The following is a 12,091-nucleotide window of genomic DNA, read 5'->3' as shown; positions in this document are numbered from 1 at the left end:
CGGGCTATGCGCCAATCCCCATAGAAACAGCCGATCACACCGCAGGTACATCATTGCTGCGCTGCGCAGTCGCTTCGGCACCCTGCGCGGCCTCGCCGGGAAATGCTGCATTGCAGCGCAATCGCAGCAGCTTCAGAGATCTGTGACGATGTGTTGACAACGCTGTCAACGCTACGCGAGACTCGATCCAAATCGGGGTTCTGGCAGGAGGGGCCATGGACTGTTCGGTACTCAAGAACGGGCGACTCCCTCGTCGGCGCATTCCAGATTCGTGAGTGGGCCATCACCCGATGTTCGCTCGCTGAAGTCGCATCCGCTCCACCGCTTCACCACACGGGGGACACCTCCTCTACCACGCGAATCACCTGGACCCGCCTCTCATGGCGCGCGCCAGTGAGGTCACCGCGATCGGTCAGGGCGTGTTGTTTTGCCGGCCACGCCGAGCGCGTGACGCCTTCCAGAGGCGGCGCGCTCACAGCACTAACCAACGAGGTTTAGCCATGCACAGCCGCACCACGACGTTAGCACTCTGTATCACCGCCGCTCTGTACTGCTCCGGCTCTGCAATGGCTGCCGGACAAGACCAACAGGCTCCTGCCGCCACACCGTCGGCGACCACTGAGCTGGACACCATCACCGTCACCGGCTACCGCGCATCGCTGGAGAAGAGCCAGTCGGTCAAGCGCTCGGCCAACTCGATCGTCGATGCGATCAGCGCCGAAGACATCGGCAAGTTCCCGGACATCAACGCCGCCGAATCGCTGTCGCACCTGCCGGGCATCAGCGTCGATCGCCAGTTCGGCGAAGGCGAAAAGGTCAGCATCAACGGCACCGACCCGGCCTTGAACCGCGTGCTGCTCAACGGCCAGACCATCGCCTCGGGCGACTGGGGCGGCAACCCGACCGACACCAGCGGCCGTACCTTCAACTACACCCTGCTGTCGCCGGAAATCATCGGCCTGATGGAGGTCTACAAGACCCCGGAAGCGCGCATCGACGAAGGCTCGATCGGCGGCACCGTGATCGTGCACACACGCAAGCCGCTGGACCTGCCCAAGAACACCATCCGCGGCTCGGTCGGCTACAACTACAACGACCGTTCGGAAGAAGGCAATCCGCGCGGCTCGGCGCTGTGGAGCTGGAAGAACGACGACGAGACCTTCGGCGCGTTGATCTCCGCCACGCATGACAAGCAGGACCTGGCGCGTGCCGGTATCGAATACTTCGGCTACACCACCGGCGCCAACATTCCTGCCAGCGCCACCATCACCGGCGACGGCAGCGATGTGGCCACCGCCCGCGTGCCGGCCGGCATCAGCAGCGCGTTCTTCCAGCAGACCCGCGAACGCAGCGGCCTGCAGGGTGCGTTGCAGTGGAAGCCCAACGAACAGAACGAGTTCAACCTGACCGGCCTGTACATCAAGGGCAAGTACAACAACTTCAGCCAGGCGCGGTATGTGTGCCCGGCATGTAATGACGACCGCCAGAAGATCACCAGCGCCAACGTGGAAAACGGCGTAGTGACCTCGGCCACGGTCAGCGATGGCGCCGCCGGGCAACCGTACGCGCAGCTGGATGCGAACTATCGTGAAAGCACGGTCACCACCAAGAGCCTGAACCTGCGCCACGACTGGTCCGGCGAGAAGTGGGTGTTCACCAGCCAGGTCGGCAGCACGCAGGCCACAGGTGGCAAGAACCCCGAATACCTGATGAAGTTCCTGATGCAGGACGGCGGCTACAACTACGCCTTCGACGGCCAGAACACCGCGGTGAACTACGACAACGGCGGCGCCTCGAACTGGGTGTTGCCGGGTAATCCCGCAGGCCTGGCACCGGGCCAGCAGGGGAACATCCCCGGCACCAACACCGGCATCATGCAAGCCGGCGGTATCGCGTACCAGAAGAGCAAGGACGAGGAAAAGTACTTCCAGTGGGACGCCTCGCGCGACCTTGAGTGGGGCCCGTTCACCAAGCTGCAGTTCGGCTACAAGTACATCAACCACAACAATGGCGTGGACGCGCGCGGCAACCGCATCAACTCCACCGACGCGGTCTCGCTGACACAGTTCAACCCGGGCAGCACGCCCAGCAGCCTGTACGACGGCCTGGGCGCCAGCGGCGACCTGACCACCTGGCCGACCGCCAGCCTCAATGCCGTGCGCAACTATCTGTTGTCGCAGCCGCAGGGTCCGTACCGCACCGATTTCGGTGCCTCGTTCCAGGTCAAGGAAATCACCCAGAACGTCTATACGCAGTTGAACTTCGAGTCCGGCCAGTGGCGCGGTAACGTCGGCGTGCGCCTGGTCGACACCACCGACAAGTCCGAGTTCTGGCAGAGCAACGACGGCGGCAGCAACTTCGACCGTGTCGCCGAGACCAACGACTATCGCAAGGCGCTGCCGAGCTTCAACATCGCCTACGACATCACCGACGATACCGTGCTGCGCTTCTCGGCGGCCAAGGTCATCGCACGTCCGCGCTACGCCGATCTGGCCGGCACCTTCACCATCAACAGCGGTACCGGTGACCTGACCGCCAACGGCGGCAACCCGGATCTGAAGCCGTACGAATCCACCAACTACGATCTGGCGGCCGAGTGGTATTTCGCTCCGTCCAGCATGTTGTCCGGTGAAGTGTTCTACCGCGACATCAGCTCCTACATCGTCAGCACCACCACTTCCCAGCAGCTGAATCCGGCCCCCCCGGCCATTGCCGGTCTGTATCAGGTCACTACGCCGGTCAATGTGTCCGATGCCAAGGTCAAGGGCGTGTCGGTCAACTACCAGCAGACCTTCGGTCTGGGCTTTGGCCTGCAGGCGAACTACACGTTCGCCGAATCCGATTCCAGCTCGGGCTTGAACCTGCCCTACCTGTCGCGCGACACCTACAACGTGATCCCGTACTGGGAACATGGCGACTGGACGGTACGCGTGAACTACAGCTATCGCTCCAAGTACTTCACCCAGATCGGCCGGCTGGAATCGCGTGACTTCGCCGATGCCTACAAGCAGCTGGATCTGAATGCCTCGTACCAGATCACCGATTACATGGGCATCACCTTCGGCGCGACCAACCTGCTCGATTCCACCTACCGGGTCTTCAGCAACACACGCGATACCCCCACGGCGTTCTACAAGAACGGCCGCGGTTATCAGGCCCAGCTGAACTTCAAGTTCTGATGTAGCACCGGCGCGCCACCGCCCCTCCACGGTGGCGCGCTTTTTTTTGGACTTGCCCTGCGCGCTGCGGCGGCAGGTTGTTGCATGCACCAAACAGTGGTACTGGCCACGCCCCTTCGCCGCTGAGGGAGCATGGCCAGTCCCGCTTTTGCCATCCACGCACGGCTGCAGCACTGCCGGCGCGTCTTGCTCAACAGGAGTGCAGTTCCCATGACGACCGATAGCCGCGTGTTTGCGGCTCCATCCCGCCGCCACGCCGGAGCTGTACCCAGGAGTCGTGCGCTCGCGCTCGCTCTGCTGGTGGCCTGCCCGGTGCTGTCGTTGCACGCGCAATCGCCCACCGCGCCGACCGCCACCACGCTCAGTCCGGAACAGATCGACCAGCAGTGGCTCAATGCCACCGCCAAGTACGCACCCGAACGCGAAAGGCTGGTACGCGAAGCCGAACAGGGCGCGCGCAAAGGCCCGTTCCGCCCCGACTGGGCGGCACTAAAGGCCTATCAATCGCCGGCGTGGTACGACAATGCCAAGTTCGGCATCTTCATTCATTGGGGCGTGTTCTCGGTGCCGGCGTTCGGCAGCGAGTGGTATTCGCGCAACATGTATCTGCGAGGCTCCAAGGAGTTCGCCCATCACGTGGCGACCTACGGGCCGCAGGCGAGCTCCGGCTACAAGGATCTGATTCCCAAATTCACCGCGCCCAAGTTCGACCCCAATGGCTGGGCCAAGCTGTTCCGTGACTCCGGCGCCCGCTATGTGGTGCCGGTGGCCGAGCACCATGACGGCTTTGCGCTATACGACTCCAAGTTGTCGGACTGGACCGCGGTCAAGATGGGGCCAAAACGCGATCTGCTGGGCGAGTTGTCCAGGTCGATCCGCGCGCAGGGGCTGCACTTCGGCCTGTCCTCGCACCGCGCCGAGCACAACTGGTTCTTCGACGGCGGGCGCACCTTCGACTCGGACGTCAACGACCCGCGCTATGCCGCGCTGTACGGCCCGGCGCAGGTGCGCCTGCCGGGCAAGGACGATGCCGATGTGGCCAACGACTGGACGCCGGTGTCGCAGGCCTGGCTGGATGACTGGCTGGCGCGCACCACCGAGCTGATCGATACCTATCAGCCGGACCTGATCTATTTCGACTGGTGGATTGCCCACCCCACCTTCCGCAGCAGCCTGCCGACCATGCTTGCGTATTACTACAACCAGGGCGCGGCACGCACCGAGGCCGATCGCGGCGTGGTGGTGAACTACAAGCTCGGCGCCTTCCCGGAAGGCGCCGGCACGCTGGACATCGAGCGCGGCCAGCTCACCGGCATCCATCCCACCCACTGGCAGACCGATACCTCGGTCAGCAATGCGTCGTGGGGCTACATCGAGAACGACACCTACAAGTCGCCGACCTTCATCATCCACATGCTGGCCGACGTGGTGGCCAAGAACGGCAACCTGATGCTCAACATCGGCCCGAGGGCCGATGGCTCGATCCCCGATACCGAGCGCGGCATCCTGCTGGCGATCGGCAAGTGGCTCAAGACCAACGGCGGCGCGATCTACGACAGCAAGCCTTGGCGCGTGTACGGCGAAGGCCCGACCGAAGTGGTTGGCGGCACCTTCCAGGACGTCAAGACCAAGCCCTACACCGCCGAAGATTTCCGCTTCACCACACGTGATGGCGCGCTGTATGCGATCGAGCTCGGCTGGCCGACCGATGGCGAGGCGGTGATCCGCTCGCTCACGCCGGCCGATGGCGTGCGCGGCGTGACGCTGCTGGCCAACAGCAAAAAGATACCGTTCGAACAACGCGCCGACGGCCTGCATTTGAAATTGCCGGCCAAGCCGGTCGGCGAGAGCGCGTACGTGTTCCGCATCGATCTTTCTTCTTCCTCCACTCCCTGACGGATGCTGTTTTCATGAGCAAGCGATTGACCTGGATCCTGCTGGCGCTGGCGCTGGTCTGCGCGCCGGCCTTGGCCAAAACCCCCACCGCGTTGTTCTATCTGATGAACACGCAGAAATCGACCAACTCGTTCCTGGCCAATGTCGACAAGATCGATGTGGTGGTACCGACCTGGTATGGCGTGGACCAGAACGGCCTGGTCAACGGCACGCCCAACATGTACCTGTACGACATCGCCAAGCAGAAGAACCTGCGGGTGATGCCGATCCTGTCGATGACCACCGGCCGCGACGGCTTCCACAAGCTGATGCACGACGAAGCCGCCAAGAAGCGCATGATCGGATCGCTGCTGATCCACGGCAAGCAGCACAAGTACTACGGCTTCCAGTTCGATTTCGAGAACATCGCCTGGACCGACCGCGACGCCTATACGCTGATGGTCAAGCAGACCGCCGATGCACTGCACAAGGCCGGCTTCAAGATGTCGGTGGCGGTGGTGCCCAACGCACCGGGCCATGCCGAAGGTGGCCAGTTCTCCAAGTGGATGTGGGAATACTGGCGCGGCGCATACGACCTGAAGGCGCTGGGCCAGGCCGCGGACCTGGTCAGCATCATGACCTACGACCAGCACACCCGCTGGACCACGCCGGGCCCGGTCGACGGCATGGTGTGGATGAAGAAGCATCTGGACTACGCCATCACCCAGGTGCCGAAGGACAAGCTCTCGCTTGGCATCGCCACCTACGGCTACCGCTGGTACACCGGTAATCCGGTCAAGGAAGACGGCACCGAAGCGTCGAATATTTCGGCCACGTATATCGATGCCGACGAATCCTTCCCGCTGGCGATCGAACAGAACGCCACCGTGCAGTGGGATCCGGTCGAGCAGGAATCGTGGTTCTACTTCTACCGCGACGACATGCGCGAGTGGGTGTTCCGCCCGGACGCACGCAGCTTCAAGGCACGCTACGACCTGGTCAAGCAGTACGGCCTGGAAGGTTTCAGCTGCTGGGTGCTGGGCGCCGAAGACCCGAAGGTGTGGGACGAATTGCCGACTGCGCAGCGCTAAACGCGCCATCGCACCGCTGCAGTACCTGGCGGGCGCGGGCGGTGTCCGCATCGGAATGCGTCCACGGCAAGCCGATGTGCACACTCCCCGCGCCCGTCCTGCAGCGAACCACACCGATGCGTGGTTCCTGCAAAACAGCGCACGCACCCCGACGAAGCGTGCGCCAGTCCCTGCGTCATCCGGCATGGCTTTGCTACTGTGCGTGGCTGCCGTGTCTCCCCCGCCACACCGGGATGTGATTGCATGATGTCGAACGCCGCACCGAACCTGCGCTCACCATTCTCCAAGCGGCCGTTGCCGGGCGGCGTGTCGTCGCGCCCGCTGTCAGCGCGGCCACGTTCCTGGCGCCTGCTTGCAGTGACGTTTGCGGCGATGCTGTTGGCAGGGTGTGGCCAGCGCCAGACGGCGACCGCGCCCGCTGCGGACCATCCCCGCACCACCTCGACATTGCCTGCGACCACCGCACCGCTGCCGCTGATTCCCGCCCCGGCCGAAGCCAGGCGCGGCAATGGCAGCTTCCGCGTCGGCACCGGCACGGTGATCTCCATCCCCACCGGCAATGCCGAGGTGCGCCGCAGCGCCGAGTCACTGGCCAGCCTGTTGCAACGCACCCGTGGCCTGACCCTGGAAGTACGCACCGAAACCACGGCGTCGCCACACAGCATCCGTCTGGAGCGCACACCGCAGGCGCCGGTGGCGCACAAGGAAGGCTATAGCCTGGACGTGGATGGCAACGGCATCCGCATCGCCGCGCGCGATGGCGCGGGCCTGTTCTATGGCGCGATCAGCGCCTGGCAACTGATGACGCCGGACGCGCGCAAGGGCGATGTCGCCGTGCCGGCGGTGGCGATCCGCGACTGGCCGCGTTTCGGCTGGCGCGGCCAGCATCTGGATGTGGCCCGCCACTTCCACGACGTAGCCACGGTCAAGCATGTGCTCGATGCAATGGCCGCGCACAAGCTCAATGTGCTGCACTGGCACCTCACCGACGACCAGGGCTGGCGCATCGAGATCAAGCGCTATCCCAAGCTCACCGAGGTGGGCGCCTGGCGCACCCCGCCCGGCGCCGGCCGGCACGGCACGCCGGAGCGCTATGGCGGTTTCTATACGCAGCAGCAGATCAGCGAGATCCTCGCCTACGCGGCACGCCTGCACATCACCGTGCTGCCGGAGCTGGACATGCCAGGACACGCGCAGGCGGCGGTGGCAGCGTATCCGGAAGACGTCGGCGTGCCCGGCCAGCGCACCCAGGTCGGCGTGGACTGGGGCGTCAATCCGTACCTGTTCAACACCAGCGAACGCAGCCTGCGCTTCATCACCAACGTGCTGGACGAGGTGCTGACCTTGTTCCCGTCAGCGTATATCCACATCGGTGGCGACGAGGCGGTCAAGGATCAATGGGAAGCCTCGCCTGCGGTACGCGCGCAGATGCGCAAGCTGGGGGTCAGGGACGCGCATGCGATGCAGGGCTGGTTCAACGAACAGCTTGCGGCCTACCTCACCAGTCACGGCCGGCGCATGATCGGCTGGGATGAAATTCTGGAAGGCGGCGTGCCGGCGAGTGCGTCGGTGATGTCGTGGCGTGGCACCGAAGGTGCGGTCACTGCGGCCAAGCAAGGCCACGACGTGGTGCTGGCGCCGGGCGACTGGCTGTATCTGGACAACCTGCAAACCACCCGCAGCGACGAGCCCAACGGCCGCCTGACCGTGCTGCCATTGTCCAAGGTCTACGCCTTCGACCCGGTGCCTAGCACACTGACTGCCGAGCAGGCCACGCATGTCCTCGGCGCGCAGGGCGCATTGTGGTCCGAATACATTCCATCCAGGTGGCATATCGACCATGCGCTGTTCCCGCGGCTGTCCGCGGTGGCCGACGTCACCTGGTCGCCTGCGGCTGCGCGCAACTGGAAGGATTTCCTGGCGCGCATGCCGGCCCAGCTGCAGCGTTATAAAGCGTTGGGAATCGACTACAGCGACGGCGCCTTCGCCGCCGATATCGCATTGGAAGGCGGCCCCAACCCGGTGCTGGCCGGTGGCCCGGCCAAGGTGGCACTCGGCACCCAGGCCGGTGCGGGCACGCTGCACTACACCACCGACGGCAGCGATCCCACGCCGGCATCGCCGCGCTACGAGGCGCCGTTCACGATCCAGCTGCCGACCACGGTCAAGGCCACCGCCTTCGATGCCGGCGGCACCGCGCTGGCGGCCACGCGCAGCCGCACGTTCGAGCGTGCCGGTCTGTTGCGCGTGGACACCCAGGGCCTGCGCGATTGCGTGCAGACCGGTGCGCTCGGCCTGCGCCTACCGTTGTTGCCGGAGATGACCGGCGCCGACACGCCGGTCTACAACGTCGACCTGTTCCATGCCTGCCGTCTCTATCCGCAGGCGCGCCTGGATGGCATCGGCGCGATCCGCATCGAGGCTGCACGCCTGCCGAACAACTTCGGCCTGGCGCACGAGCAATCCAAGGTGGTGCAGTACCCCGCCAAGACGCGCCGCGGCGAGCTGGAAGTGCGCCTGGGCTGCGAGGGCGAGCTGGTCGCCAGCGTGCAATTGCCCAATAGCGCCACGCTGGGCGAACAGTTCACGCTGGAAACCGCACTGCCTGCACGCACCGGCATCCACGATCTATGCCTGCGCTTCACCGCGCCGATTCGCGGCCCGTTGTATGCCATCGGCGCCGTCCAGTTGATTGAAACCACTGCGCAGGCGCCCCCCGCCGCCACGCGCTGATCCATCCAAGGAGAGTCACCCATGCCCCTGTCCCGCCATCGTTGCATTCCTGCCCCCGCCCGCCTCGGGCTAGCCCTGGCCTTTGCCATCTCGCAGGCCTGGGCGGCTCCGCCCACGGCAACGCCCCTGGACAGCGGCTGGCAGGTGCGGTTGGTGCCGGGCCAGGAACAGGCCAGGACGTATCCGAAAGCGGCGGCCTGGCTGCCGGCGCAGGTGCCGGGCGCGGTGCAGACCGACCTGATCGCCGCCAAGATCGTGCCGGACCCGTTCTATCGCGACAACGAAGGCAAGATCCAGTGGGCGGGCCTGAGCGACTGGCAATACCAGACCCGCTTCAACGTGGATGCGGCCACGCTCAAGCGCGCGCATGTCGAACTGGTGTTCGACGGCCTGGATACCTTTGCCGAGGTCACCCTCAACGGCAAGCCGCTGCTGAGCGCCGACAACATGTTCCGGCAGTGGCGCGTGGATGCCAAACCGCTGCTCAAGCGCGGCGACAACGTGCTCGAGGTCAAGCTGTTCTCGCCGATCAAGAAGATCCAGCCGTGGCTGGCCAAGCAGCCGTACGCGCTGCCGGGCGCCTACGATTCGGCCTTCGGCGACGAGCCCGAATCGCGCCACAGCTCCACCTACGTGCGCAAGGCGCCGTATAGCTACGGCTGGGACTGGGGTCCGCGCATGGTCAACGCCGGCATCTGGAAGGATGTGCGCGTGGAAGCCTGGGATGCGGTGCGCGTGGACGGGCTGCATATCGCCCAGCAGCGCGTGGACGCGGACGCTGCGCAGCTGCAGGCGCAGCTGGAACTGCAGGCCGGCCGCAGCGGGCCGGTGCAGGTGACGCTGGACGTGCTGGGACCGGATGGCCAGAAGGTCGGCCAGTTCACCCAGCAGGCGGTGGTCGACCCGGGCCAGAACCGCATCGATCTGCCGGTGCGTATCGCCAAGCCCAAGCGCTGGTTCCCGGCCGGCTACGGCGCGCAGGACCGCTACACCTTCGTGGCCAGCGTGCGCGACGCCGATGGCGACAGCCAGCAGATCAAGCGCGTCACCGGCCTGCGCTCGGTGGAGCTGCGCCGCGAAAAGGACACCTGGGGCAAGAGCATGGAGATCGTGATCAACGGCATCCCGATCTTCGCCAAGGGCGCCAACCTGATCCCGCTGGATGCCTTCCCCGCGCGCGTTACTGCCGAGCGCATGCGCAGCACCTTGCAGGATGCGCGCGATGCCAACATGAACATGCTGCGCATGTGGGGCGGCGGGCATTACCAGGACGACCGTTTCTACGAGGTGGCCGACGAACTGGGCATCATGATCTGGCAGGACTTCATGTTCGGCGGCGCGGTGCCGCCGTACGACGTGGAGTTCCGCGAGAACACCCGGCAAGAAGCAATTGAACAGGTCAAGCGCCTGCGCGACCATCCCAGCATCGTACTGTGGTGCGGCAACAACGAAGTGCAGACCGGCTGGGAAAACTGGGGCGACCGGGTCAAGTTCAAGCAGTCGGTGGACCCGGAAGAACGCAGCCGCATCGAGCGCGGCATGACCACCTTGTTCGGCACCGTGTTCCGCGAGGTGGTGGCCACCTACGACAGCGACGTGCCGTACTGGTCCACCTCGCCGGGCACCAACTTCGATGGCGCCGCCGACCAGGCCACCGATGGCGACATGCATTACTGGAAGGTCTGGGGCGGCCCCGCGCTGCCGGTGACCGAATATCTCAATGTCACCCCGCGTTTCATGTCCGAGTACGGCCTGCAGTCGTTCCCGGATATGCGCACCGTGCGTGCCTTCGCCGAACCCGGCGACATGGACCCGGAATCGCCGGTGATGCGCGTGCATCAGAAGTTCGACAAGGGCAACGGCAACAAGCGGCTGATGCTGTACATCCGTCGCGAATTCGGCGAACCCAAGGATTTCGAGAGCTTCGTCTACCTGAGCCAGCTGATGCAGGCCGAGGGCATCAGCCTGGCCGCCTCGCATCTGCGCGCCTCGCGCCCGCAGTCAATGGGCTCTTTGTACTGGCAGCTCAACGATGTGTGGCCGGGTGCGTCGTGGTCCAGCGTGGACTACTACGGCCGCTGGAAGGCGCTGCAGTACCACGCCCGCCGCTTCTATGCGCCGGAGCTGATCGCCGCATTGCGTAACGACAAGGGCCAGACCGAGGTGTCGCTGGTGTCCGACCGCACCACTCCGCTGACGGCCCGCTGGCGCATGCGGGTGATGAGCATGGACGGCAAGCTGCTGAGCAAGCGCGAGGAAAAGGCCACCGTCAAGCCGCTCAGCAGCCTGCAGGTGGGCAACTTCAGCGACAAGCAACTGCTGGGCAGTGCCGATCCGAAACGCACTTACGCGGTGTTCGAATTGTTCGATGGCGCCAAGCTACTGTCGCGCGAGGTGGTGTTCTTCGCGCCGGCCAAACAGCTGGCCTTGCCGACCGCGAAGATCGACAGCCAGTGGCGCGCCGATGGCGATGGCTATGCGCTGACGCTGTCCAGCGACACGCTGGCGCGCGAGGTGTGGCTGTCGTTCGGCGACCTGGACGTCAGTGTGGCCGATAACGCCTTCGACCTGCTGCCGGGCGAACCGCTGACGCTGCACGTGTCCAGCAAGCTGCCGATGGCGCAGGTGCAGTCTGCGTTGCAGGTGCGCGACCTGGCATCGACGCTGGCAGGCGCGCCGCCGGAACCGCCGGAGGCAGCGGCGGCGAAATGAGCGGCGAGCTGGCCCTCATCCGCCCTTCGGGCACCTTCTCCCGCCAGGCGGGAGAAGGACGCGATCTCCGTCCATGCATGCGCTTGGTCCGCGTCTGCATCTCACGCGTAGGGCGCCTCCCGCCCGGCGGAAGAAGGACTCGCTGTCCGCTCGTGCATGCGCTTGTTCCGCGAATGCGTTTCGCGCGCATGGCGTCTCCCGCAGATTTGGTTTCCTGTCATACGCACTCTTCGCACCCTTGCATCGCATCCACCTTAGGAAAACGACGTGATCTCCTGCCGTGCGTGCCCTCTCCCAAGGCGCGCCCCTCTCCTCCCTCGCGCGGCCTCGTCCCGCGTTGGCTGTCCTTCTCCCGCGGGCGGGAGAAGGTGCCCCGCAGGGGCGGGTGAGGGCCCGCCGCGGTAACAGCAACATCCTCCACGGGCGATGGCGCGCATGACGCCGCCACGCCAGATCCTCAACCCGCCGCAGCCCCTGCGGCAACACCAGAACGACCCCGGG

Annotated in this window: 5 protein-coding genes; all 5 read left to right on the top strand. The window is 65.2% G+C overall.

What is annotated here, in order from left to right:
* The first annotated feature begins 500 nt into the window (after nucleotides 1-500).
* The 5 genes from EO174_RS13365 (at nucleotide 501) to EO174_RS22970 (ending at nucleotide 11,590) form a co-directional block, all read left to right on the top strand.
* A complete protein-coding gene (locus EO174_RS13365) occupies nucleotides 501-3,179 on the top strand; it encodes a TonB-dependent receptor (RefSeq protein ID WP_126944978.1) in 2,679 nt (892 codons plus the stop codon).
* Nucleotides 3,180-3,389: 210 nt separating this feature from the next.
* Complete coding sequence (locus tag EO174_RS13360; protein WP_126944975.1) at nucleotides 3,390-5,075, top strand: alpha-L-fucosidase; 1,686 nt, start codon at nucleotides 3,390-3,392, stop codon at nucleotides 5,073-5,075.
* A 14-nt stretch (nucleotides 5,076-5,089) separates the two neighbouring features.
* The gene (locus EO174_RS13355) at nucleotides 5,090-6,145 is read left to right on the top strand and encodes a glycosyl hydrolase family 18 protein (RefSeq protein WP_126944972.1); all 1,056 of its coding nucleotides are present in this window, start codon (nucleotides 5,090-5,092) and stop codon (nucleotides 6,143-6,145) included.
* Between the two features lie 246 nt (nucleotides 6,146-6,391).
* Nucleotides 6,392-8,878 carry a family 20 glycosylhydrolase gene (locus EO174_RS13350; RefSeq protein WP_343132548.1) on the top strand — a complete coding sequence of 829 codons (2,487 nt, stop codon included), beginning with the start codon at nucleotides 6,392-6,394 and terminating at the stop codon, nucleotides 8,876-8,878.
* A gap of 21 nt (nucleotides 8,879-8,899) precedes the next feature.
* The gene (locus tag EO174_RS22970) at nucleotides 8,900-11,590 is read left to right on the top strand and encodes a glycoside hydrolase family 2 protein (protein WP_164740200.1); all 2,691 of its coding nucleotides are present in this window, start codon (nucleotides 8,900-8,902) and stop codon (nucleotides 11,588-11,590) included.
* Nucleotides 11,591-12,091 lie beyond the last annotated feature (501 nt).

The organism is Xanthomonas sp. BRIP62418, assembly GCF_003993495.1.
Classification (GTDB): Bacteria; Pseudomonadota; Gammaproteobacteria; order Xanthomonadales; family Xanthomonadaceae; genus Xanthomonas; species Xanthomonas euroxanthea.
The sequence above is the reverse complement of the archived record's forward strand: the minus strand, read 5'-3'. Positions and strand labels throughout refer to the sequence as shown.

Coding starts and splice junctions, on each gene's coding strand:
- EO174_RS13365 (WP_126944978.1), top strand. CDS start 501: ATGCACAGCCGCACCACGACGTTAGCACTCTGTATCACCGCCGCTCTG.
- EO174_RS13360 (WP_126944975.1), top strand. CDS start 3,390: ATGACGACCGATAGCCGCGTGTTTGCGGCTCCATCCCGCCGCCACGCC.
- EO174_RS13355 (WP_126944972.1), top strand. CDS start 5,090: ATGAGCAAGCGATTGACCTGGATCCTGCTGGCGCTGGCGCTGGTCTGC.
- EO174_RS13350 (WP_343132548.1), top strand. CDS start 6,392: ATGTCGAACGCCGCACCGAACCTGCGCTCACCATTCTCCAAGCGGCCG.
- EO174_RS22970 (WP_164740200.1), top strand. CDS start 8,900: ATGCCCCTGTCCCGCCATCGTTGCATTCCTGCCCCCGCCCGCCTCGGG.